General features: G+C 53.8%; 24 protein-coding genes and 1 pseudogene. All 25 read right to left on the reverse strand.

Annotated features, from left to right (window positions below; translation table 11 throughout):
• Nucleotides 1-29: 29 nt before the first annotated feature.
• The 25 genes and pseudogenes from BM200_RS20360 to BM200_RS20480 all read right to left on the reverse strand — a co-directional run bounded on the left by BM200_RS20360 (nucleotide 30) and on the right by BM200_RS20480 (nucleotide 24769).
• The gene (locus tag BM200_RS20360; protein WP_091188479.1) at nucleotides 30-161 is read right to left on the reverse strand and encodes a DUF4023 domain-containing protein; all 132 of its coding nucleotides are present in this window, start codon (nucleotides 159-161) and stop codon (nucleotides 30-32) included.
• 74 nt (nucleotides 162-235) lie between these two features.
• Nucleotides 236-958: an amino acid ABC transporter ATP-binding protein gene (locus tag BM200_RS20365; protein ID WP_091188674.1), complete on the reverse strand. Its 723-nt coding sequence runs from the start codon at nucleotides 956-958 to the stop codon at nucleotides 236-238.
• Between the two features lie 11 nt (nucleotides 959-969).
• Complete coding sequence (locus BM200_RS20370) at nucleotides 970-1626, reverse strand: amino acid ABC transporter permease (RefSeq protein WP_091188480.1); 657 nt, start codon at nucleotides 1624-1626, stop codon at nucleotides 970-972.
• 67 nt (nucleotides 1627-1693) lie between these two features.
• Nucleotides 1694-2497: a basic amino acid ABC transporter substrate-binding protein gene (locus BM200_RS20375; RefSeq protein WP_091188481.1), complete on the reverse strand. Its 804-nt coding sequence runs from the start codon at nucleotides 2495-2497 to the stop codon at nucleotides 1694-1696.
• Between the two features lie 154 nt (nucleotides 2498-2651).
• The gene (locus tag BM200_RS20380; RefSeq protein ID WP_091188482.1) at nucleotides 2652-3560 is read right to left on the reverse strand and encodes an NAD(P)/FAD-dependent oxidoreductase; all 909 of its coding nucleotides are present in this window, start codon (nucleotides 3558-3560) and stop codon (nucleotides 2652-2654) included.
• 269 nt (nucleotides 3561-3829) lie between these two features.
• Complete coding sequence (locus tag BM200_RS20385) at nucleotides 3830-4783, reverse strand: hypothetical protein (protein WP_245773116.1); 954 nt, start codon at nucleotides 4781-4783, stop codon at nucleotides 3830-3832.
• 142 nt (nucleotides 4784-4925) lie between these two features.
• A complete protein-coding gene (locus BM200_RS20390) occupies nucleotides 4926-6281 on the reverse strand; it encodes a DUF4179 domain-containing protein (RefSeq protein ID WP_091188484.1) in 1356 nt (451 codons plus the stop codon).
• Nucleotides 6274-6813, reverse strand: coding sequence for a sigma-70 family RNA polymerase sigma factor (locus BM200_RS20395; protein WP_091188485.1), 540 nt, complete (start codon nucleotides 6811-6813; stop codon nucleotides 6274-6276). The genes BM200_RS20390 and BM200_RS20395 overlap by 8 nt, the downstream gene beginning before the upstream one ends.
• A 145-nt stretch (nucleotides 6814-6958) precedes the next feature.
• Entirely contained in the window at nucleotides 6959-7462 is a 504-nt protein-coding gene (locus tag BM200_RS20400; RefSeq protein ID WP_091188486.1) for a DinB family protein, read from the reverse strand.
• 79 nt (nucleotides 7463-7541) lie between these two features.
• The gene (locus tag BM200_RS20405) at nucleotides 7542-8057 is read right to left on the reverse strand and encodes a DinB family protein (protein WP_342716434.1); all 516 of its coding nucleotides are present in this window, start codon (nucleotides 8055-8057) and stop codon (nucleotides 7542-7544) included.
• Nucleotides 8058-8199: 142 nt separating this feature from the next.
• Entirely contained in the window at nucleotides 8200-8676 is a 477-nt protein-coding gene (locus BM200_RS20410) for a GNAT family N-acetyltransferase (RefSeq protein ID WP_091188487.1), read from the reverse strand.
• A gap of 222 nt (nucleotides 8677-8898) precedes the next feature.
• Nucleotides 8899-9732: a hypothetical protein gene (locus BM200_RS30075; protein ID WP_175532938.1), complete on the reverse strand. Its 834-nt coding sequence runs from the start codon at nucleotides 9730-9732 to the stop codon at nucleotides 8899-8901.
• A gap of 176 nt (nucleotides 9733-9908) precedes the next feature.
• Nucleotides 9909-11252, reverse strand: coding sequence for a UDP-glucose 6-dehydrogenase TuaD (gene tuaD / locus BM200_RS20425; RefSeq protein ID WP_091188490.1), 1344 nt, complete (start codon nucleotides 11250-11252; stop codon nucleotides 9909-9911).
• Nucleotide 11253: 1 nt separating this feature from the next.
• A complete protein-coding gene (gene galU, locus BM200_RS20430; RefSeq protein ID WP_091188491.1) occupies nucleotides 11254-12150 on the reverse strand; it encodes a UTP--glucose-1-phosphate uridylyltransferase GalU in 897 nt (298 codons plus the stop codon).
• Complete coding sequence (locus BM200_RS20435; protein ID WP_091188492.1) at nucleotides 12137-13312, reverse strand: DegT/DnrJ/EryC1/StrS family aminotransferase; 1176 nt, start codon at nucleotides 13310-13312, stop codon at nucleotides 12137-12139. The genes galU and BM200_RS20435 overlap by 14 nt, the downstream gene beginning before the upstream one ends.
• Nucleotides 13313-13431: 119 nt before the next feature.
• Nucleotides 13432-14133, reverse strand: coding sequence for an acetyltransferase (locus tag BM200_RS20440; RefSeq protein ID WP_245773099.1), 702 nt, complete (start codon nucleotides 14131-14133; stop codon nucleotides 13432-13434).
• On the reverse strand, nucleotides 14130-14762 hold the full coding sequence (locus BM200_RS30465) for a sugar transferase (protein ID WP_281248418.1): 633 nt from the start codon (nucleotides 14760-14762) through the stop codon (nucleotides 14130-14132). The genes BM200_RS20440 and BM200_RS30465 overlap by 4 nt, the downstream gene beginning before the upstream one ends.
• 102 nt (nucleotides 14763-14864) lie before the next feature.
• A pseudogene (locus BM200_RS30470) lies at nucleotides 14865-15929 on the reverse strand (glycosyltransferase family 4 protein); the annotation flags it as partial.
• The gene (locus BM200_RS20450; RefSeq protein ID WP_091188493.1) at nucleotides 15926-16972 is read right to left on the reverse strand and encodes an NAD-dependent epimerase; all 1047 of its coding nucleotides are present in this window, start codon (nucleotides 16970-16972) and stop codon (nucleotides 15926-15928) included. The gene BM200_RS20450 and the pseudogene BM200_RS30470, both read right to left, overlap by 4 nt.
• Entirely contained in the window at nucleotides 16969-18318 is a 1350-nt protein-coding gene (locus BM200_RS20455) for a glycosyltransferase (RefSeq protein ID WP_245773100.1), read from the reverse strand. Before BM200_RS20455 ends, BM200_RS20450 begins: the two co-directional genes overlap by 4 nt.
• A 673-nt stretch (nucleotides 18319-18991) precedes the next feature.
• Nucleotides 18992-19669, reverse strand: a complete 678-nt coding sequence (locus BM200_RS20460; RefSeq protein WP_091188494.1) for an acyltransferase — start codon at nucleotides 19667-19669, stop codon at nucleotides 18992-18994.
• Entirely contained in the window at nucleotides 19647-21008 is a 1362-nt protein-coding gene (locus BM200_RS20465; protein ID WP_091188495.1) for a hypothetical protein, read from the reverse strand. The genes BM200_RS20460 and BM200_RS20465 overlap by 23 nt, the downstream gene beginning before the upstream one ends.
• Nucleotides 20998-22137 (reverse strand): glycosyltransferase family 1 protein, encoded by a 1140-nt coding sequence (locus BM200_RS20470; RefSeq protein WP_091188496.1) that lies wholly within the window; start codon nucleotides 22135-22137, stop codon nucleotides 20998-21000. The genes BM200_RS20465 and BM200_RS20470 overlap by 11 nt, the downstream gene beginning before the upstream one ends.
• Nucleotides 22134-23378 carry a polysaccharide pyruvyl transferase family protein gene (locus BM200_RS20475; protein ID WP_091188497.1) on the reverse strand — a complete coding sequence of 415 codons (1245 nt, stop codon included), beginning with the start codon at nucleotides 23376-23378 and terminating at the stop codon, nucleotides 22134-22136. The genes BM200_RS20470 and BM200_RS20475 overlap by 4 nt, the downstream gene beginning before the upstream one ends.
• Entirely contained in the window at nucleotides 23375-24769 is a 1395-nt protein-coding gene (locus BM200_RS20480) for an oligosaccharide flippase family protein (protein WP_091188498.1), read from the reverse strand. The genes BM200_RS20475 and BM200_RS20480 overlap by 4 nt, the downstream gene beginning before the upstream one ends.
• Nucleotides 24770-24847: the final 78 nt, after the last annotated feature.

Consider the following 24847-nt stretch of genomic DNA (forward strand, 5'->3'; position numbering starts at 1 on the left):
GGGCTTAACCGATAGCCCGGGCGGTTATGCTATGGATTGTTCGTGTGCTGCACATTTTGCAGCTTTTGTGACGCCTTGCCTTTGCCGTAGTGAACCTTATTTTTCTTCTGCTTGGCCTGTGTCTCATGAACCTTTGCTACAAATTCGCTAGTCGATTCCATTGCTTGAATCCCCTCCTTTGCCATTAGTAGGGTATCCGCGGAGATTTCACCTTATGCGCCAAGCAAGCCTGCCGTTACAGTACTTTAGATAAAAATGCTCTCGTCCGCTCCTGCTGCGGCTCGTCAAACAGCTTCTGCGGAGTGCCTTCCTCCACAATCATGCCCTGCTCCATGAACAGCACGCGGTGCCCGACTTCTCGGGCGAAGCCCATCTCGTGCGTCACGATGACCATTGTCATCCCCTCTGCCGCCAGCTCCTTCATAACAGCCAGCACCTCACCAACCATCTCCGGATCAAGGGCCGATGTCGGCTCATCGAACAGCATAATGTGCGGTTCCATCGCCAGCGCCCGTGCTATCGCTACCCTTTGCGCCTGGCCGCCGGACAAGGAGGCCGGATAATGCCCGGCTTTCTCGCTTAGTCCAACCTTGCCAAGCAGTGACATCGCGAGCTCCTCCGCTTTGGCCGGCTCCAGCTTTCGCACCTGCACAGGAGCAAGCGTAATATTCCGAAGTACATTCAGATGAGGGAACAAATTAAATTGCTGGAACACCATACCCATCCGGGAGCGGATCTGCGTAATGGCAGCCCCTGCAACCAGCAAGGAGCGGTCCTCGATCCGGATCTCACCGCTTTCCGGCTTCTCCAGTCCATTTAGACAGCGAAGCAGCGTCGACTTGCCCGAACCGGAAGGACCAATCACAACAACAACTTCTCCCTGCTCCACCTGCACAGAAACATCCTTCAGGACGGTATTGGCGCCAAAGGATTTGTGAACCCCTTTTACTTCAATAATTGGTCTAGCCGTCATCCTGCCACCCCCTTCTTCTCCATCCACCCAAGCAGCTTGCTAAGCGAATAGGTCAGAATCAGATAGATGAATGCTGCTGCCAGATACGGCTCCCATACGCGCAAATATTGTCCGCGCATCACGTTGCTCCAGTACATTAATTCCGGAGCGGCGATCAGGGCAACAAGCGAGGAATCTTTGACCAGGACAATAAACTCATTGCCAAAGGCCGGAATCATCCGTTTCACCGCCTGCGGAAGAATGATGAACCGCATCGTCTGCATCCCGGTCATACCAAGCGATTGCGCGGCTTCGGTCTGCCCCTTGTCGATCGACTGGATGCCAGCCCGGTAAATCTCCGCCGTATAAGCAGCCGAGTTCAGCGCCAGCGCGGTAATCGCCGCAATAACGGCATCTGTATGTCCAATGAAGGCGGGCACAAGCCCGAAATGAACGATCAGGATCTGCACGTATAACGGAGTTCCGCGAAAAAAATGAATATAACCGCTCGTCGGCCAGCTGAGATACCATCTGGGCGACATTTTGCCGAAGCTGACAGCAAGCCCGAGGATAGAGCCCAGCACAATAGCCAGCGCGGAGATGCCTATCGTCAAAGCGGCGCCTTTCAGCAGAAGCGGTATATAGTCGACAATAATATCGAATCGAAAATGCATGCGCTCTTCCCCCCAGAATGTGAAAAGGCATGCGCAACATGAACCCATTACGCATGCCTTTAGCAGCTTACTTTGCGTTTAGCACATTGTCGACGTTCGGCTCTTCACCAAACCATTGTTTATAGACGTCCGTATACGTTCCGTCCTCCAGCACCTTCTTGATCGCCGGATCCAGCTTCGCCTTCAGCTCGCTGCCCTTCGGCAGCAGAATGCCGTAGAACTCCGAGCCAAAGCTCGCCTGATCCAGAATCCCCTTCAGCTTGCGCTCCGGATTGTTCTTCATATATTCGCGGACGATCGCTATATCGGCCACTACCGCATCCACTCCGCCCGAATCAAGCTCCAGCATGGCCACCGCATTGCTGTCGAACCGCTTCAGATTGCCGTTGTCATTGCCCATAATGCCGGCCATCAGCGTCTCCGCCGTTGTTGAGATCTGCACTGCAACCTTCTTGTCTTTCAGATCGGCCGCGCTTGCGACCGGGCTATCTTCCTTCACCATAATCATGTTGGTAGATTCGAAGTAAGGAATGGAATAGTCATAGGACAGCTTTCGTTCATCCGTAATCGATACGCTGGAGATCCCCGCATCATAAGTTTTGCCGGACTCCACTTCCGCCAGCATCGGATCCCATCCGGTGTTCGTGATGGTGTACTTCAGACCCGCTTCATCCATGACCGCCTTCAGAAAATCCACATCAAATCCTGTAATTTTATCCTTGTCCATGAACTCCATCGGCGCATAAGCCGCGTCTGTCGCGAACTTGTACACCTTCTCGCCGCTGCCGCCGCTTTCCTTGTTTCCTCCACATGCTGCCACCGTCATGATGAGAATACCTGCTGCCAGAAGTACGGATAATCGTTTTCCCATTGTCCATTCCACCCTTCTTAACATTGGTCTAGCCCCAATCGAATTGCTCGGGCAATCTATCAATCAGCTAGTAATTTATCAAGAGTTTAGCAGGTAAGGAAGCAGGGTTGCAATAACTTTATGTAAATTAATCTAACATTAAACTGACATACCCCTAGAAGTCCATATGGGACAGCGCGGTATTTACGCTCATCGCCGCTTTGCTGCCGCCAGCCGCGGCAACAATAAGCTGGGCGGGCGAAATCGTCGCGGCATCACCGGCAGTATAGACATGCTCGACCGTTGTTTTGCCATAATCGTCAATGGCCAGACCACCGCTTTCATTCAATCGGCAGCCTAGCTTCTCGGCAAATCGGATCGCCAAATACCAGTTTGACGTCACAAAACCTCCCGTGCGCGCTACTTCCGTTCCATTTGCGAAGACAATTTTTTGCAGACGGCCATTTTTCCCTTTCAAAGAAGCAATCGGCTGCTCGAAGATCCGCACTCCGCGGCTTAGAAGCTTCGCCCGCTGCTGCGGCTCGAACGTACCAACGCCATTGGTGCAAATGATCAGATCCTTGCTCCAGTTGTAGACCATGGAAACCATGGAATAGCGGTGGGATTCATTTTCCGAAATGACGGCAAGCGGCTGATCTCTCAATTCCCATCCGTCGCAATAAGGGCAGCTGAACAAGGATGTGCCGTAATAATCGGAGACACCCGTTATGGCTGGAAGCTTCTCCTTGAGTCCAATCGCCAGAATAACCGTCCGCGCCTGATAGACATCCCCATTACTCGCCTGCACCAGGAACAAGGCGTGTCCCCTCTTCACCATATCAGCGACCTTTGTCCGAACAACTTGGACAGAAGGATATTTGCTTATATCGGTATGCGCCAGGCGTCTGAATTCTTCCGGCTTTACGCCGTCCCTTGTAATAAATCCATGCGATTCATGCGTCACGGCATTCCTCGGCTTGTTATCGTCAAACAGCACAACGTTCCTTCTTGCCCTTCCCAGCACAAGGGCCGCATTAAGACCGGCCGGACCGCCGCCGATTATCGCGCAATCATACAGCTTCACTACAATCACTCCTTAAAAGAATTGCTGTTTTGCAATTCTTACGTCGTAAGCGTAATCCTAAAGAATTGCTGTATTGCAATTCTTACTTCGTAAGCTTGCTATTCCTTCAGTATGGCATCTTTATATAGAAACAAAACCGGTCGGCTAAGAACAAAAACCGCGTTGCTTATGAAGTCTTGCTTCACTAAGTACGCGGTTTGTTCGGAATTTATGCTTGGTTAGGATGAAAAGGGAGAAAAGTTTTAGGCCAGCAAATGGCGATTTCGTATTTAGGAAGCGTTGTAACCATTGAAATAGTGCACGCCATCGTGAGCGGTATCACCCGGCTTGGTTCTTCGATTGGTGCTGAACCAAAGCTTGCCATTGGCGATACCGATGCCTTCAATCTCAAACAAGTCAGCATAAGCAGCCGAAGTAATGCGGAAGGATAGATTACCATCCGCCTTTATTGTACCTGAGGCCTTGGACAAATTACGGTATACAAGCACGACACTAACGTTCTTATAGGTTAGCGGAACATAGATGGTATCTTTACTATAGCCGAAGCCTTGAGAGACATATGAGGTGATATTGGATATTGTGCTGCCGTTAACCTTTGCATCTTTTACATTCAGGCTCAAGCTTTTAGTTAATGGAATGGTACCGCTGTTTGCAGTCAGTGGAAGCGTCCCCTTGTAAAGGGTCAGTCCGGATTTGAACATAAAGTTTATTTTGTTCGCGTCCTTGCTTGTAATTTTCACACCCGACATGGACTTGTTAGCGCCATTGTATTTGATCGTGTACTGACCAACTTTGTAAAAGGTCGTGCCTACATATTTCAGCTTCACGAGACTCATGCTGCCTGCTTTCATGGTGACGACAAACATATAATATTTTCCGTCTATATAACTGAGCACCACATCATTCGCATGGCCGAGGTATGTAGCGTGCGTTGTCCCGTTATCCCCGTTCTTCATAAGCGTAGTGGACCCGTCGCTCATTCTGGTACGGTAAATAACGGCCTTCGTATTGCTGCTGTTTACCTTTATGGAATAGGTATACGTTGATCCCGCGGCAAATCCCTGTGCAGCGTAACAGCCGTTTGCATTATTGAGCTTTGCGACGGAGCTGTAGGTGTTGTAGTAGGCCGCGCTTGCTGTCAGGGGGAACAACATCGCCGTACATAGGAGAACGGCTATCAATAGGGTCATCCCTTTCATCATTCCGTTTCTTCTTATTGCCATGCTTCTCAATAAAAGCACCTCCATTTAGACATTCAAAGCTATAAACCTTATTAACCTTAATCCATTATCATTCAACCATTTTTTAGAAAATAAATCCGAACACTGAGCAAGGGCCGCCAATGACAGCCCCTGTGATTCCCTTTTATTTGATTCTGAGATCGATGTCCCCATGAATCCGGGTTGGATAGTCCTGAATATAGAGTGTAAGCGGGCTTTGATAGTTCTCCTTCTTGATAAAATACTGGTACTCATACTCGGCCTCATTGCCTGAGGTTGACGCCATATGCGACTCGAAGGATTGACCGGAAGCGTCCTTATACGTGCTTTCAAATAAACTGAACATATGGTTCTGGTCGAGCGGGTTCTCATTCTTCATCTCGAAGACAAGAATGCCTTGACCATCTTCTGAACTGGTACCGATGTCTTTCAAAGTAAGCTTGCTGTCCGGTCGCGTCAGCAGCTCCTTGCGGTCAATATCAACCTTTACCTCCCGCATAGCCTTATCCATGGCTCGTATGCTGCTTGCCCGTAAATACAGGTGTTTAGGCTTGCGGAAGTAATTGCTCTGGAAATACAGTACTTGGCTGTTCTCGCTTATATTAGAGCCTGTTACGCCATTGTTTATGGTACTAAATGTTTCTCCCTTCTCATCTTCGAGCCGAAGATCATCGAAGTAAAAAAGCTTCTTCGAGTTGGATGGATCATAGTCCACTTCAATTTCTATTCTTGTCGGGTAGACCGTCATCGCCCCAAAGGTGATCTTCTGACCCTCAACCGAGACAGTCTGATTGATGTCATAGGTCTCCTTGAGCCCTTCAAATTTGGCTTTATCTACTGGAATGGCAAACTGCCATTCCGGCCTATTCGTTGCCGATTCGGTAACCTTGTCAAACCTAAAAATCATATTCAGGTAATCGGGGATACTTGCCCCTTCGTTTGGATATAGATCAATGGTTCCTTGGATAATCTTCCAATCTTCTTCATGTGGGTAGAAAGCTTGCGAAATCGAAGTATTCTTATTATCTGTTAACTCCACTTTTTCAAGATTAACAACACTCTTCTGTCCGTCCATGTTCTCTAACGTATAGAACACAATGATTCTCGATTCATCGGCGATAATACCGTCTATCGTCATTTTAATCCCGTCCTGCTCTTCCGAGAGACCCACTGGCTGCATAAAGTCGTTGTCTATTGCGAGCTCAAGCCCCTTATCATAATGAATGAGCTCGACGAGCGGCCGGAGAGCGGGGATTTCGCCTACATATGCCGCGACCTCAGGAGAGAACCGGACGGAAGCTGCCGACACGAGAAGCAAGAGACAGGCCGTATAAGCTGCCATTCTGGTATAGACTCTGCGCCTTCTGCGCAGTCGGCCTGCTCTGATGCCGCTCCAGATCTTTTCATCCACTTCAGAAGGGATCGCAATGTCCTCCATATACTCCTTCATCGCCTCAAGCTGCGGCAATTCCTGCTCATGCTGATCCCGAAACTCACTCATTCGACTCACCCTCCTTTGCCAATCGTTGCCGCAGCCCGCCAAGCGCTTTATGCAGCCAAGTTTTGATCGTGCCTTCCGGCTTCTGCAGTGTTCTCGCAATCTCCGTAATCGTCAGATCATGATAATACTTCAGCTGAATGACCTTCTGATAGTTCGCATCCAGCTGTTCAACCGCCGATTCGAGCATGACCCTCTCCAACAAGGCCGATTCAACGCTTGCTGCCAGCGGTTCCAATGCGGCGGCAGCTGCTTGCTGACCGTCATTTCTTCGAATCTTCCTTTTGACTTCGTCTGCGCAATAATTCATCAGAATTCGAATCAGCCAGCTTCCGAAATAGTCCGGTTCCTTCAGCTTGCGGATCTGCATATAGGCCCGGCAGGTCACTTCCTGCACGGCCTCAAGAGCATCGGTCTCGTTTTTCAAATACGAATAAGCGATCCGGTACATCTTCTCTTTGTGCTGCGATATGAGACTATAAAAGGCAGCATCGTCGCCGCGTTTCGCTGCGGTCACCAGTAAATCGTTTCCCACACGCTTCCTCCCCTGACATCTCGCATCTATTCATTAGACTCCGCAGAGAGCCAAACGGTTTTGGCGAATACAACAAATTGGGAATTGTTTCTTTCATAAAAAATCCCGCTTCAGCCAGACGGCCAAAGCGGGATAGCCTTTTACACTAGATGACCGGAGCCGGCATTCCAAACTCTGCCCATTGCTCTTTCGTCGGGCCGTAAAGATCCGGCGTACGAAGGCCGGCCTGACGCATTAAGACCGTCATTTGACCCCGATGATGTATCTCATGCTTTACGAGTACATCCAGCGTCAAGCCGTTCGGCCATTGCTCGCCGTACATCTCGCTCATGCTGAGCAGATTCTCATCTTTCCAACTGGACTGTACAGCATCAAGCAGCGCTTGCGAGGTCCGTTTGTAGGCTGCCGCAATGTCTGCTGCCGATGCTGGTACCGGTACATCTTCACCCGGCCCTTCGAAAGACAATCCCGTCCGCGATGGCATTTCGTGCAACGTCTGTACAAGATGCCATGCAAGACGTCCAAGCGTTCGATGGTCGCTTGTGATCTGTTGGCCAAGTGAATCGTCCGTGAGCATTTCAAGCGTCCGCAACGTTGCTGCTGTTTCATGCCGCCAAGTTGCAACGAAATCCTCAATGTGTTTAAACATATGCAACATCTCCTTTGTGGTAAGGGAACATAACACCCATTATATCATTGTGAATTGAAATATTTGTAAGTATTGCGGACTATTTATCATGGTACATGAATAGTCCATATTCGGTCATTACAGAGGAGTAGCCTAGTTGGCGAAGCATAGCCGAGAGATTGCCCCTGTGGTACGTACCATGATTCACAACTTGAATAATAAACTCTGAATACCTGGTGTTCAATATTCCCGCGTAAGGATTATCCAAGACAACCTCCTTCTCAAGATCCTCATGCCCGCTAATAAATGCTTTGAATCTCACGGCCAAATCGTCATACATTTTTTCCAGTTCCTCAAGGCTTGCAGCTTCTGCATCCGCCTCAATCTGAACCGACGCTTCCATTGCTTCTTTCATACTCATCCCCTTCAGGATATCCAGCCAACCATAATCAACCTTATATATATGTGCCATAACCTTCGACACCGACGGAAACACGCTCTGAATTTCTTGATTATATAGGTGACGCGGAAGCTCCTTTAATCGATTGAAGATTATGTTATTTGCCCACACGTGATAGTCGTAAAATCTCAAGCAATGAGTAGTCATTTCAGTCATATTAAAATACCTCCGGTTTCTGTAGTTAACTTATACACTCATCTTACAATGATTACCCTGACAACTGTATGTCAGGGACTAATTCGCAAAAAAAAAAGGCTGCAGAACCCTTCTGAAGCAGGTTCTACAGCCTTTTTTACACCTAATTAATAAAGTTAATGATATACCAGGCATCACATGCAAAGTGCTCTGAGCCGGCGAGCGGGGCGTCCAATGGTTTAAAGCCATGCTTTACGTAGAAGCGGTTAGCCGCATGCATGTTTGACAGAGTTTCAATGTAACACTGCTTATAATGAAGCCGGGCAAAGATTAATGCCGTGTCAAGAAGACTGGCGGCAATCCCTGTTCCGCGGGCATGGCGGGAGAGGTACATTTTCTGCAATTCGCAAACTTCATTAGAACCGTTAAATTCCGCGATCCCGCAGCCTCCGACGACCTTCCCATCCTGCTCGATGACCCAATAGGCTCGGCCAACTTGATTATAGTAATCGGATAGATGGCTCAGACTCTCGTCCTCCCACGCCAGCCCGGCCCGGTTGCCTCCAAATTCGATAAGACATTCTCTGATGATTTGTTCAATCGTGGCGTTATCCTTCGCCAGCAGTTCTCTGATGATCATGATGACAACCTCCATTTCCGTATCTATTATAGCCTCACTCGGCCAAATCGAAAAAGGGCAAGGTGAAACGGCTTCGCCGTCCTTTGGCAGGGGGAGCGTTTCATTCCGGAGAATTCTAAGCCATTTTATAAGATAAAACTTATACATTCTTAGCATTAAAAGAAAAAACCGCATAATAGAGAGTATTCTCTATTACACGGTTCTTCTTGTTCGGCCAAAATATTATTTGTTTACAATTGCATTCAGCTGTGCGCGGCCTGCGATGATTTCTTCCTCGTACCGTGTTTGCATCGGTTCAAGGATCGAAGGCTCTCCGCCAAGAGCGACGATTTGCGCAGCTGCGTCGTCCATGATCGTTTTGTACTGATTAGTGCAGCTATCAAATGCAGCTGTACCAGTCTTGTACAATTCCGTCTTCTCATGCGTAGACGTTAACGTCGTGAACTGAACGGCGATATCCGTCAGGCCAGCCTGACACTGGTTGCGCAGCTGGAACAGCTTCGCAGAAGTGTTATTGTACACCTGCTGGATTTTCTTCTCATTGTTACCGTTGTTACCGCTGTTACCATTGCCATTACCATTGTTACCACTGTTGCCATTGCCATTACCGTTGTTACCGCTGTTGCCATTGCCATTTCCGTTATTGTCAGTGTTGCCATTACCATTACCGTTATTGCCACTGTTACCATTGCCATTACCGTTGTTGCCAGTGTTGCCATTGCCATTACCATTGTTGCCACTGTTGCCATTGCCATTACCGTTGTTGCCACTGTTGCCATTGCCATTACCATTGTTGCCGCTGTTGCCATTGCCATTTCCGTTGTTGCCTTTGCCATTCTGAATGCTGTCCGCTGCCTTTTGCACCTCTTGCGCAAAATTCTGAATCACCTTCTGAATGAACGAATTAGCAAACGGCGATTGCGAGAAAAAGCTCGACTTAACGGCGGCTGTTGGCGCTTTGGATGCTGCTGCTGCGCTGGACGCATTCACGATAAGCGCCGGCACAAGCAATGCCGTAGCAGCCAGCGTAATCAGCGCTCGGGATTTTTTATTCATATTTTCCTCCTTCTGCATTTCCTGCATTTTCGTTTATAAGGTAAACCTGGATTCCATCCGCCCGGCCGAAGCGGACTGTCATTCAAGCGCTCACCCCCTTTCGAGATCAGGATCAGCAGATACTGCCCTATCCTTTTGCCTTGGGCTTTATCTATAGATTCGCCTTGGGCTCTTCTTTATAGATTCACAGATTTGCGCTCCGCTTCAAGGCGGTTCACCGGACGGCGACCTACCGAGTAATACACAAACCCGTGCTGCTCCATTACTTTCGGATCAAAGCTGTTCCGACCGTCGATGATGATAGGCTGCTTCATCCGGTCGCGGACCTTCGCAAGGTCCATCGTCAGAACCTCATTCCACTCCGTCAAAATCACGCATGCATCGCAGCCAGCCGCAGCCAGCTCCGCCGATTCCATATAAGCCACGTCCGCCGGCAGCAGCTTGCGCGCCGCTTCTGCCGCGATTGGATCAAACGTACGGACAACCGCACCCTGCTTCAGCAGCTCCGGAATAATCGTCAGTGACGGCGCTTCGCGCATATCGTCCGTATTAGGCTTGAATGCCAGTCCCAGCACGGCAATCTGCTTGCCTGCTAGTCCCCCAAGCGTCTCGCGCAGCTTGTCCATCACGACGTAACGCTGGCGCTGGTTCGTCTTGATAACCGACTTAAGCAGCTCAAAATCATACCCCGACTTATCCGCAATATGCGCTAAGGCATACGTATCTTTCGGGAAGCAGGAGCCGCCGTAGCCGATACCGGCCTGCAGGAATTTTTCGCCGATCCGGCTGTCCATGCCCATGCCTTTGGCTACATCTTCAACGTCCGCGCCAACCTTCTCGCAAATGTTCGCAATGGCGTTAATGAACGAAATCTTCGTCGCGAGGAAAGTATTAGCCGCGTACTTGATCATTTCCGCGCTCTCCAGATCGGTCTTGAAGATCCGCGTGTTAAAAGGCGCATGCAGCTGTGCGATCTGCTCTGCCGCCTCCGGATTATCCGAGCCGATAATGGCACGGTCCATGTTCATACAGTCCGAGAGCGCCGTCCCTTCACGGAGAAACTCCGGATTGGACACGACGTCAAAGCTTGTCCAAGGGTATTTCTTGTTCGCCTGCACAACCTCGCGCACCAGCTCGCCGGTGCCGACCGGCACGGTGCTTTTGTTCACGATAATCTTATGATCGTTCAGATGCTCGCCGATTTTTTTCGCTGCCGACATGACGTAGCGCATATCCGCTTCGCCTGTCTCCGACATCGGCGTGCCAACCGCAATATAGACGATATCCGAAGCCTCGATCGCTTCGCCTACCTCGGTTGTGAAGAGCAGACGGCCTTCGCTCTTGTTGCGGAGTGCCATCTCTTCCAGACCCGGCTCGTAGATTGGAATGACGCCGTCGTTGAGCAGGTCGATTTTACGCTGATCCACGTCACAGCAGATAACCCGGTTGCCTACCTCGGCAAAGCAGGTACCCGAGACAAGACCGACATATCCGGTACCGATTACTGTAATTTTCCGCATATTAGTTCGCCGCCTTCGTAATAAAATGCTTCTCGTACACCTGCTGCAGGTAACCCAGCACATCCTTTTGCAGATCATCGCGCTGCAGCGCAAAGTCGAGCTGTGCCTTGATAAAACCAAACTTGTCGCCTACATCGTAACGGACGCCGTCAAAGTTGTAAGCAAGCACGTTGCGCTGGTCGTTCAGCTTCTTGATCGCATCGGTCAGCTGAATCTCGTCGCCCGCACCCGGAGATTGATGCTCGAGAATATCGAAGATCTCCGGCGTCAGGATGTAACGGCCCATAATCGCGTAGTTGGAAGGAGCGGCTTTCTTCGAAGGCTTCTCGACCAGACCGTCGAGGAAAAAGACCGACGGCTCAATCGACGACCCGCGAGGGGCGATAATGCCGTATTTGGATACATCTTCATCAGCTACGCGTTGTACGCCAACAACCGAGGATTGATAGCGGTCATGGACACGAATGAGCTGGCTAAGACAAGGCTCCTCGGACTGTACAATGTCGTCGCCAAGCAGGACGGCAAACGGCTCGTTGCCAACAAAGCTGCGTGCGCACCAGATCGCGTGGCCGAGGCCTTTTGGTTCTTTTTGACGGATGTAGTGGATGTTCGCCATCTCGGAGATACCGCGGATCTGCTCAAGCTCCTTCGTCTTGCCCTTCTTCGCCAGCATATCCTCCAGCTCGAAGGTTTTGTCAAAATGGTCTTCAATCGCCCGCTTGCCGCGGCCGCTGACGATCAGAATGTCTTCGATGCCGGAAGCGATCGCTTCCTCGATAATATATTGAATGGTCGGCTTGTCCACGATCGGCAGCATTTCCTTCGGCTGAGCTTTTGTTGCAGGCAAGAAACGAGTGCCGAGACCGGCAGCTGGAATTATCGCTTTACGCACTTTCATGGGACATCCTCCTTGATTTCATATGAATGGTTTGTTTGATGCAGTTGATCACTCGGTCCTGCTCTTCCCAAGTAAGACTGGAGCCCGACGGCAGGCAGATGCCCTGCTCGAACAGCGAGTCGGATACGCTGCTGCCCGGCTCATGCGGGAAGTAAGGGTAATATTGCAAAAGCGGCTGACGGTGCATCGGCTTCCATACCGGGCGCGCTTCAATATTGGCTTCAGTAAGCTTTTCAAGAAGATCGGCCGGCGTACAGCCTGTAACGATCGGATCGATTGTCATGGTCGTCAGCCAGCGTGTGGACTGGCCGTATTCGGCTTCCGGCATCATCGCGAGACCTTCGATGTCGGCAAAAGCTCGCTTATAGCGGTCGAACACGGCGCGTCTTGCGGCCACCCGGTCGTCGAGCAGCTCCAGCTGTCCCCGCCCGATCCCAGCAAGCACATTGCTCATCCGGTAGTTGTAGCCAAGCTCCGCATGTTCATAATGAGGCGCCGGTTCGCGGGATTGGGTCGCCCAGAAGCGTGCCTTCGACAGTGCTGCCGTATCGTCGGATACGAGCATGCCGCCGCCGGAGGTTGTAATGATTTTGTTACCGTTAAAGGAGTAGATCCCGAACTTGCCGTGAGTTCCGCTGGACTGCCCTTTGTACGTGGTACCGAGGGATTCCGCAGCATCTTCAATGACCGGCACGCGGTACTTGGCGCAGATTTGGTTAATCGCGTCCATGTCGGCGTTCTGACCGTACAGGTGGACCACGATAACCGCTCTAGGCAGCTGCTTGTTGCGGTGCGCTTCCTCGAAGGCACGCTCCAGCGCTTGCGGCGACATCGTCCAGGTCTCGGCGTCGCAATCGATAAATACAGGCACGCCGCCTTCGTATAGCACCGGATTAACGCTCGCGATAAATGTAAGCGAGGAGACGAAGACGCGGTCGCCGCGCCCAACTCCCAGCAGCTTGAGCGCCATGTGGATCGCCGCGGTGCCGGAGGACAGCGCTACTGCCCCTTTCGCTCCCACCTTCTCGGCCAGCTCGCGTTCGAACTGGTCGACATTGGGACCAAGCGGCGCGATCCAGTTCGTGCGGAAGGCTAATTCCACATACTCGCGCTCCCGCGTTCCCAAATGCGGCGGGGATAAATAGATTCGACTGTTGTTCACGTCGTGATCAACTCCTCTTATGCTGCCCGCCGCTTTAGTGGCGGGCTATGTGGTGCGCTCGCGGCCAGCTTGTGGCCGCTCGCGCGGATTTTGTTTGTTGCTGTAAGCTTCAAGGGAACTTATAAGGCCTTCTCGATGCCGAGGCGCGGCTGCACGATCCGTGCCGGCACGCCAACGGCGGTCTTGCCGCCGGGGATATCCCGGACGGCGACGCCGCCGGCGCCGAGCACGGACCAGCTGCCGACGCGGATGCTCGGGATGAGCACCGCGCCGCTGCCGATATGCGCGCCTTCCTCTGCGGCGGCCGCACCGGCCATGGTCGCGTTCGGCGATACATGCGCGAACGGACCAACCAGCGCGTCATGCTCCACGACCGCGCCGGAGTTAATGATCGCGTGAGCGCCAACGACGGCGCCCGGCCCGATCACAGCGCCGGGCATAACCACGGCGCCAAGGCCGATGCGCGCATCCTCCGCGACAACAGCCGCAGGATGCACCAACACGGCGTAAGACGACTCGGGCAATGCGAGCAATTCTACAATTGCCCGTCTCGTCCGGTTGTCGCCGATGCCGATGACCACATGCATGCCCGGCTCATCCGCGAGAAAATGCTTCAGCGTCGCGATAGGGCCATACGGCAGCCCGCCCCGCAGTTCGACGCCGGAGAAGCGGTCATCCAGAACAGCTGCCAGCCGGTAAGTCTTCGACACGCGGGCAATATCCATCAGTACCCGGCCATGTCCGCCCATGCCCACTACAATAAGCGGGCGCCTTGCAGGCTCCTCCATCACCCGGTATTGCTCCGTATGACCGCTAATCATGATGCATTCCCCATTTCCCTTGTTCCTGTAAATTTTTGAACGGTGGCCTGACCCGCACTCGAAATTCCGTCGCGCTTCAGCACCTTCCCCACAGTACGTACCAATATGCGAAAATCAAACCACAGACTTTGCCGCTCCACATAGACTAGATCAAGCTGGAACTTTTCTTCCCAGGAGACAGCGTTGCGTCCATTCACCTGCGCCCAGCCGGTAATGCCCGGCCGGACATCATGACGGTGCGCCTGCTCTTCGGTATAAAGCGGAAGATATTCCATCAGCAAAGGCCGCGGCCCTACCAGGCTCATATCCCCGCGAATCACATTAAATAATTGCGGCAGCTCGTCCAGACTAAGCTTGCGGAGCAGCTTGCCGAAGGATGTCAGTCTCGCCTCATCCGGCAGCGGCTGTCCAAACCGGTCATAAGCATCCCGCATCGTGCGGAACTTCAGTACATAGAACGGGTTGCCGTATCTGCCCGGCCGCTGCTGCTTGAACAATACAGGCGAACCCAGCTTCAGCCTCACCAGCAGAGCGACGATTAACATAACCGGTGACAGCAGCACCGCAGCCGGCACACTGGCCACCAGATCAAAGAGCCGTTTGCCGAAGGCATTCCATCTAGCTCCCAGTCCCTGGCTCCGGCTTTGCCGCAGCTTCGTGCTCCGGTACAGCCGCATCAGCCTCTCGACAACCCGGGCTTCCGTGAATGCCGCCTCAATCCGGCGGCGTCCCGCTTCACCCATGCGTTTTCTCGCTTCCGGCGTATTCATCATCGCCGCAAGCGATTCGCCAAGCTGCATCGAATCCCGGTAAGGAACAAGAAGTCCCGTCTCGGCATGCGCCACGAGTTCACGAGTGCCAAGCACGTTAGTCGCGACAATCGGCTTGCTTAGCGCCATCGCCTCCATCAAGGAGCGTGGAATGCCCTCTTTTTCAGAAGTCAGCGTAACCGCGTCAGCCATGACCAGCCAAGGAATAATCGAGGACTGCTGGCCGACAAACAGCACATCGTCCTCCAGTCCGCTCATCTCCGCCTGAATCTTCAATTCAGCCTCGAGCGGACCTTGTCCGGCTAGTACCGTTACCCAGTTCAAGGCACCAGCACGCTTAAGCTCAATCAAAGCATCCAGCAGAAGGCTGTGATCCTTCACCGGTTCAAACCGCGCCGCCATAAACAGTACCTTTTCCTCCGGCTTAATGCCGTTCTTCCTGCGAAGAGCCGCTGTTTGTTCCGGCGTAACCGCGGCGGCCAGCCGGTCCAGATGCTCAAGATCTACACCGTTGCCTTCTACAAAAACCGGCCGCCAAGGGGCCAGCTTCCGGAGCACTCCGGCATCCTCCTCATTCTGCGAAGCAAGAGCATGGCAGCATATCGCGCCAAATTTCTCGAGCATTTTGTACAGCCAATATGTCTTCTTCGGCTGCCCTTCATAGAACGGCAAACCGTGGCTCGTATGAATAACGACCTTAACGCCCGCCAGCTTTGCCGCAATACGACCGATCAGGCCGGCCTTGGCCGTGTGGGTATGAACGATGTCATACCGCTCGCGGCGGAACAGCTTGTACATCGCGATAATCGACCTAAGATCGGCAACCGGCTGAATGGAACGTGCCATCGGGAGAAGCTTCCATTCGAACGGGTAGGCTTTCTCTGCCATCAATCCCTCATCCACACCCTCGGGGGAAGTGATGAAGGTCACCTGAACACCCTCCTGCTGCTGAAGCAGCCGAAGCTTGTCGCCCATAATTTTGTGGCTGATGCCGGAGGTGCAGATATGGGCTATCTTTTGAATCATTGTCCCGCCGCCTTTACCGCCGTTTCCAGATCTGCATGGGCGCCATAGTACGACTTGTACCACTCGGCAAACCTTCCGATGCCTTCCTCAATTGTCGTCTCCGGACGGAAGTCCACATCCGCCATCAGGCCGTCCACATCCGCATACGTCGCTGTCACATCACCCGGCTGCATCGGCTTAAACTCCATAACCGCCTTGCGCCCAAGCTTGTCCTCGATCGTATTGATGAACGTCATCAGTTCAACCGGCTTGTTGTTGCCGATGTTGTATACCTTATAAGGCGCATAGCTTGTGCCCGGATCCGGCTGCATGCGGTCCCATTCGGGATTCGGCTGCGGCGCATGATCGAGCAAGCGGTAAATGCCTTCCACAATGTCATCGATATACGTAAAATCACGCTGCATCTTGCCTTCGTTGAACACCTGGATCGGCTCGCCGGCCATGATTCTTTGCGTAAAGCTGAAGTACGCCATATCCGGGCGGCCCCATGGACCGTAAACCGTGAAGAACCGAAGGCCCGTCGTTGGCAGGTTGTATAGGTGGCTGTAGGCATGAGCCATCAGCTCGTTGGATTTTTTCGTTGCGGCATACAGGCTGACCGGATGGTCGACATTGTCGCTGACCGAGAACGGCATGCTGACATTCGCACCATACACGGAGCTCGAGGAAGCGTAGACCAGATGCTTGATGCCCGCCTGACGCGAAGCTTCCAGCACATGCCCGAAGCCCGTCAAGTTCGTTTCCAGATAGGCAAAAGGATTCGTCAGACTGTAGCGCACCCCCGCCTGAGCTGCCAGATGGACGATCGTCGTGACGCCTTCCTCCCGGATCAGCGCCAGCAGACCTTCGTAATCCGCCAGATCCTGCTCGACCCCGCGGAAGGAAGGAGAGGCAACCAGCTGAGCCCAGCGGTCCCTTTTCAGTTGCACATCGTAGTAATCGTTGAAATTATCCAATCCTACGACACGCTTGCCTTCCTTCAGCAATCTCGCGCTCAAATGGAAGCCGATAAAACCTGCTGCTCCCGTCACCAAAATTGTCATAACGCCTCCACCCTTTCTCTGCTCTCGCTTGTACTCGAACTTGTGCTTGTTGTGCTGCTTGTTGTGCTGCTTGTCGTGCCCGTGCTGCCTGTATAGGCCTCGCTTTGCGCGGCCCGCTCAACGCGGACGGCATCCGCGGTTACTGTTTCTTTCAAGGAGCCTTGTTTGACCGCATCGCCAAAGGACTGCCAGAACGCCTGCCGCTTCGCATCCAGCAGCTTCTTCGTAAACTGCCGGGAATGGCCGAAATTACGCTCGGCCTGTTCTATCAGCCATTTGCGGTCAAACGTCGCGCGTTTGATCTGCTCGGCAAGGATACCGACTTGGCCCGGACGATGCAGACAGCTGTCGTGAATCAGCTCGGGAATACCGCCTGCCGTAGATCCAAGCACCGGGCATCCCCGGCTCATCGCTTCAATCGTTGCCCGCGGCAGCCCTTCCTGGTAGCTTGGCTGCAGGTACAGATCGATGCCGTCCAGCCATTCGAAGACAGCCCCGCCGCTAGGCAGTACGCCCTCGAAGGATACGAGGCTGCCGATTCCCAGCTTGTCGGCCATGGCCTGCCAGCGTGCCGGATCTCCGTCACCGAGTACGCGGAACTTTGTTGCCGGCAGCTGCGGCTTGGCTTTGGCGATCGCTCGAAGGGCGATATCAATGCCTTTCGTGCGGCCGTTCAGCGAACCGATCAATCCGATCGTCATCGGCGCATCCGGGCTCATCGCATGCAGACGTTCCAGTCTGCGGGTCAGCACCTCTTCCCCCGGCTCCGGAATTTCAACGTTGGAGCAGGATTCCGTCTTGCCGCCGATATTCGGATAACGCTGCTGCAGAAACTTCTCGGTTACATAGAGCGCATAAGGCGCGTCCTTGACGATAGCCCGTGTCTGATTAAGCGAGAAAGGCGCGTACAGCTTGCCCTGCAGGTTGCCGTAATTCCACAGCCCGTCCCAGGCGCAGGCAACCACTTCAACGGCGTAAGGCTTGCCCATTTTACGCGCAACCCGAATCGCCTCTGCTCCAATCTCGCTTGGCACGCGTGCAATAACGGCGTCGGCCTTGCCGATCGCTTCCTGCAGCAGCTGCTCAATGTAGCCCCGCTTGGTCATTTTGTTAACCGGATTGCTTAGTGACGGTAGCACGAGAAAGTCAACATCTGGTCCGCTCGACAGTGTCTTGCCCGCCATATCGGCATCCGAGGATGCCTTCTTGCCCCGGCAGGCAACCGTAATCTGGTCGAATACGCCGAGATATCGCTCCCATACGGCATAAGGCAGCTTGCCGCCGGAGAAAAATTTCCCCGATTCGTTAAAATAAAACGTATGGTCATGTGCCCAAAGCACGTTCATGCCGTTTTCCCTCCTTCTGTTGCCTGCCGGGCGGCGGTATTGCCGCCTTAGGCTGGCTTCGGGGCTGCAATAAGACCCTGCCGGGGTCTTATTGGCCCTGTTTTCACCCTGCGCGGGGCATATAGCGCCCTCGCAGGGCTTTATTCATCTGCCCTGCGGCGGAATTGCCGCCTAGGGCGTGCTCAACGGATACGTTAAGGTCCCTGAGGGATCTTAACTACCCTAAGTAACTGCTATTTCCGCAGCTTAAGGTCCCTCACGGACCTTAAACCCACTACCATCTGCATTTCCTCGACTATTGCACCTTTTCGCTGGCATTAAGGTCCCTGAGGGACCTTAACTACCCGAAGCAACTGCAATTTCCGGAGCTTAAGGTCCCTCACGGACCTTAAACCCCCTCTAACTGCTGCTTTCCCTCGACTATTGCAGCTTTTGGCTGGCATTAAGGTCCCTTAAGGACCTTAGCTACCCGAAGTAACTGCTATTTCCGCAGCTTAAGGTCTCTCACGGACCTTAAACCTCCTCTAACTGCTGCTTTCCCTCGACTATTGCAGCTTTTCGCTGGCATTAAGGTCCATGAGGGACCTTAACTACCCGAAGTAGTTACTTTTTCTAGGGGTTACGCCAGCCAAAGCAAGCAGCCCGCGAAAGGCACCAGCCTTCAGCTTTGCCTTCACGCACCCTCAGGCGCGGGGGCCGCTCCCGTCCCGATGCTCTTCACAGGGCGGGCCGGCACGCCGGCCGCAAGTGTTCCTGCGGCGACCGGCTTGTTCACAACGGCGCCGGCGGCAATTACCGCACGGGCGCCAATCTCGACGCCGGCAAGGATGCGGACGCCGCAGCCGACCCAGACATCTCGGCCAATCCGAATGGCCGAGCCAAGCACGGGATTGTCGCGAATCGGCAGCGACGGATCATTCCAGGTATGCTGGAACGATACGACCGACGATTGATGCGCGATCGATACTTCATCCTCGATAATGAGTCCGCCGTAAGCATCGATATAACATTGCTTATGGATACTCACATTCGAGCCAATTACCAGGCGTTCCGGATAACGGAGCTCTACCGAGCGTCCAATCAGCACATTATCGCCGCAGCGTTTGGCCAGCCGTCTCAGCAGCACGTATCGCATAGCTACACCCGGCAGATCCGGCAGCCAGTCGCTTAACACCCACATCCACTGCAGCAGCGGCCTCGGCACCGGCTTCAACACGGCTTCCGCCAGGCGAAGCACCCCACGGAACCGGCCGAACTGGTCACGGCCCCGTTTCTTCGTCTTATGGACTGCACTCCGTTCCAATCGTTCTCCCGTCCATTCACCTGCCCTATGTCGTTCTCGTTCCCGCATGACCGTCACTCCCCTTTCCGCCAGCAAGTCTTTCATGCCAAGCAGGTGCTGTCGCCCCTCCACTTGGCTTAGGAGCAGCCACAAGCTGCTTCAGCTCCCGGCTTTGTTCAGCCTCTAATGACTGAATTTTTCGATGTTTCAGAATAAAGATTTTGCGGCACCACACCATTGCGTAGGCAGCTATCGTATAGAGAAGCGGCAGCACTGGCAGCTTCTTGCGCACCATGTTGTCCCCGATCGTTCCAACGCCGTAGTCCAGCTCCCGGCCTGTAATTGTAACGTATCCGACCAGTACCAGCGCGCAGGCATAAGTGAAGATCAGAAGCGCCGCCATCAGGTAAAATTTCCTTGTCTCCTTGTACACAATCGCCTGATAGACCGAGATCATCAGCACAATGCCCATAAACACCGCTTCCAGCGTCCGCAGCAGCAGCTCCGGCTCCCAGTTGCTGAAGTTCATCGGATTCGGACTGATGAACAAGAAGATCGACAGCATCACCGCATTAATGATGCCAAGCGGTCCAATCTGCATGAACAGCAGGCCTGCCGCCGCCAGCATAACGCAAACCGCAGTGCGGATCCGCTGGGTATACAGGAAGTAAAAGCACAGCGTGTAGATTACCGCGTAATCCCTTAGCCCTGTCGCGTACAGAATGACAATAAGGAACAGCAGCCATCTTTTCTGCAGCAGCAGCAGTGCCCCGAGTAATCCCAGCCATACGCAGGTAATGTCTTTGGCGAACAAAGAGGACATGTACATAAGCGACGGACTGAGCATTAATCCAATCACGGAGATAATCATAAATGGCTGCCTCGAGTTATCCGGATCCGGAAGGGCGTAAGCGAATCGGCTGTCGTTCAGCCGGTAAGAGCTGTTGACTATCAGAATGAGCAATACGGTGTTGAACAAAATAATCGCCAGCGGATCATCCAGCTCCAGCCACTTGTAAAAGGGCATGTACATCAGACCAAACACCGGGTAGGCGGAAATGTTCATCCAGCCGCTCTGTATCTGCTCAATCGCGTACGGCATAAACTGCGACAGCTTCTCGAAGGTCGTTACTTGCTCGTAGTAATGAATCTCATCCGGTCCGGCCAGCGGATTGACCGTTGCCGCGTAGATGGCTTTGCCCGCAAGCGTAGCGGTAAAGCTCGCCATCAGCAGCACCGGTGCATTCGGCCAGCGCATCAGGACGAAGAATGGCAGCAGCAGCCCGCAGTATAGAATAAGCGACAGCCTTTCATCCGCCGCAAAAGCCCATCTCGCCGTCAGCACCAGCAGGACGGAGTAGCCAACCAGCATGATTCTCTTCGTATCTACTAACCGATCAACCTGCATAGAGCCGCTCCAGCCTTGCCGCGCTTACGCGGATATCATAGCCGCGCTCGCCAAGCGCTTCCGCTCTTTCCTGCCATTCCCCGCCGCCATGATTCTTGCGCTCGGCGAGACTAGCCAGCGCTTCCGCCCAGCGCTCCGGCGAATCATTCACCGCCAGGCGCTCGATGAGACCGATCCGCAGATCCGCTTCCCGCGGCACGCCTTCCGAGATCAGACATGGCACACCTGCCGCCTGTGCTTCAATGAGCACGATGCCAAGTCCCTCATACAGAGACGGCAGTACAAAAGCATCCAGTGCGCCCAGCAGCTCCGGCACATCCTTGCGGAGGCCAAGGAAGCTGACCTTGTCCGCTATTCCAAGCTCACGCGCCTTTTGCTCCATCTCCGGACGCAGCGGACCGTCTCCGCAGAGCAGAAGACGCGACTTCGGACGCAGCTTCACCAGGCTTGCGAAGCTGTCCAGCAGCAGCGCATGATTCTTCTGCTTGCTGAACCGGCCGATATGGCCAATCAGCAGCTCATCCTCTGCTGCTCCGAAGCGGCGGCGCAGCTCCTGACGGTTCTCCTGTACAAGCGACTCGTAAGGAGCCAGGGTAATTGCATTCGGGAATACATCCACGCGTCCGTCCTTCCAGCAGCTGTTGCCGAACAGCGATTCGCAGGCCGCCCGCGAGCAGCCAAGCATATTCGTCGAATACCGGCTGATCAAGCTCCGCATATACGACCGGTACAGATTGCGTATTGGCGAAGACGACTTGCTGTCGCTTGTGTTGTGACTGTGGCTGATCCGCACCGGCACGCCAAGCTTGTCCGCCAGCTTAAGCACATAGCCGCTGAAGCCAAATACATGACTGTGCACCGCTGCATACGGCCCGTACTTGTTCATGTTGGCCATCAGCTGCTTGCGGAAGGAACGAATCCCATCCTTCGGCGGCGGCTGAACGAAGATCGTTCCTCCAAGCTCCCGAATCTCATCATCGTAGAAGGATGGCTCCGCCGACTGTACGGCAAAATGAAATTCATATTTGTCCCGGTCGATATTCCGGTATACATTCATCAGCAGCGTTTCAATGCCGCCGGGATGCATGCGTCCAACGACATGCAGCACTTTGATTTTGGTATGGCTCATGGCAGTATTCTCCCGATATGTTCATAGAGCTGCAATTTTTTCGCATCAATCGCCGGTCCCGAATCGGCCATCCGGCCATCTACCGCCGCGGCAAGCTGCTGCCTGCTCTCACGGAAGTCGATCAGCTGGCTCTTCATGCCCAGATCCGCAAAAATATTCTCAAGCTTCCGGTCCCAGATAAGCCCGTATGTCGGCTTACCCATCGCAAGCGACGGAATGCAGGCATGCAGCCGCTGCGCAATAACGGTATCACAGGCGGCGATCGTTCCGACCAGCTGTTCCACGGTTGTGGGGTACGGCGTGAACTCGACACCCTTCAAGCCCGCCAGACGAGGCTTCACAAACTCCTCGACAAAAGCGTTATCCGATGCCGCGCCGTTGGTGAAAAAGCTTACGCCATGGCCCGCTCCAAGAGCGAACTTCGCCGCATGCGCCCACCAATCGGCACAAGCCTCGCGCTCCCATCGGAGCTCGCAGTGACGGTTCATCTCATGCGGATCCATCACGCCGAGGCCAATCGTCCGCTTCCCTTGGCTTTCCTGACCCGCAGCCGCCTCCGTCAGACCAAAAGCTTCCGGCGTAAACAGCGCCGGGTCGGCTAACGTAACCGTCTTGCCCGCTAGCTCTGGATCCAAGCCTAGCAGGAACCGCCGAGAATCTTCATCCCGTACAGCGATGGATGCTGCGTACCGGCAAACCCCAAGCAGCCAGCGCTTCGCCTGGGAGCTCCAAGGTCCGCGTGCGCCAACAAGCAGAATATGAAGCGGCTTGCCTTGGCGCTTCGCCTCTTCCGCCACGCGGCGGACGGCTAACGGGAATGTCCAGTAGGTATCAATGAGCAGATGGCCGCCCCCGATCATTACGGCTTCCGATTCGCCAACCGCCTGCTTTAATTCACGGTTCAGCTTCTCGTTCTTGCTGCGGTGGATCCAGTAAGCCTTCAGGCGCCGAAGCGCATCGGGCGTCATCTTCTTGCTCGAGCCGGCGCTGTTCAGCTTCAAGGCTGGCGCCGAAGCACCCTGCTCAACCGCCGCTGACCTTGGCGGGCCAGCCAGCGCGTAATGCAAACCGCCGCGGGCGGAGTAGATCGGCATCGACTGGTCGCAGCGGCCGTCCAGCAGGTCGAAATGAATAACCTGATGCTTGCCTCGCATGGAGATAATCCGATTTAACGTGTAGGCGATGAGGCCGTCGCCCAAATTCGGCGACTTCGGAACCCCCGCCAGCAGTACTTTCTTCACGAGTAATTCCCCCTCTTTCTAACAAGCGCCAGTCTTGGCGCCCATGCAAGCGTCTGAATCCCCGGCCTCTTGCTGACCAGCAGCACGGCGGCCGAGTTCCAGACGATAATCGATATGGTAGCGGCAAGTGCGCCGCCAAGCATGCCGAGCTGCGGGATCAAAAGCGCATTAAGCGCCGCGTTCACCACTGCTGCGGCAATCAGTATTTTCGTTAACGCGTTTTGGCGTCCGGTCATTGTAGCTACGGTGCCGTTCTGTCCGCAATAAGCGCTGAACAGCTGGCCAAAAGCCAGAATCAGAAGGGACGGATAGGCTTGCGTAAATTCAGGGCCGAACAGCCCAAGCGTCCAATGGCCAAGAACAACGAAGTAGGCAAACACGACTGCAGCGAAAGCAAATCCAATCCGCCCCGTCCGCATGCATACCCGCTGGAGCCCTGCCATATCGCCTTTCGCATACTTTTCGGATACGAGCGGTGAAGCCGTCATATTGACGGCCGTCAGCATGAACGATACCAGTACAGCAAGCCGGACCGCTGCAGAGAACAGGCCTGATTCCGTCTCTCCCCGCATGAAGCCCATCATTAACACGTTTAATTGTCCAAGAATTAAATACATACCGGCGTTAACCATTAACGACGATGATAATCGCAGCCAGCCCCGCGTCTCGAAGCTTGGGACAACGCCGGCCGTCTGCGAGCCGATCCGCTTCTTCAGCACGACAGCACCAATTACATAGGTGACTGCCGTCGCAACCAGATAGCACAGCAGCGCCATAGCTGCGCCAAGCTCTACTCCCGCCGCGCCAAGCGCAGCGACAAAGCCGATGGTCAGTACCGGCCGGATGATTTTCTCCGGCATCTGTGCGAACAACGCATCCTTCATTGCCTGCAGCGCGCTTTGGCGCAAGGTGGCGAGCGTCAGAAGCGGAATCGAGGCAAAGCCTGCGATATACGCAATCGTTTTGGCGTGCTCAGCGGTCCCGCCCTGCTCTCCTCTGCCCCAGTCCATCCACGCCACCACCGCAATGCCGATGAGCGCTGTAATGACGGAGAGAGTGAGTCCAATCTGATTGCTTCGGCGCAGGAGGCCTTTGATCAGCGGCCAATCCCCCTTCACCCGATAGGCGGAGACAAGCTTGACCGTTGTGGTATCAAAGCCAAGCTTCGCCGGGAACACCATAAACGTCACGACGGTTGTTACAAAAGCGTATATTCCGTAATCTTCGACGCCGAGCAGCCGGGCCAGCGCGATCTGCAGCAGCATCGCCAGCCCCATTCCAATGGAATTGATCAGGAAGCTGGCGCCCCCTCCCCGGCTGAGCCGAGAAGTAATAAGCGTTCGAATGGACCCTGAGCCGGTAGCGCCGTCCTCCTTACCGCTATTGTTCATGCTGCACACTCCTCAAAAGAATTGCAGAGCAATTCTTACTTCGTAAGCATTAACTTAAAGAATTGCGTAGTAATTCTT

This window comes from Paenibacillus catalpae (assembly GCF_900112695.1).
Taxonomy (GTDB): domain Bacteria; phylum Bacillota; class Bacilli; order Paenibacillales; family Paenibacillaceae; genus Pristimantibacillus; species Pristimantibacillus catalpae.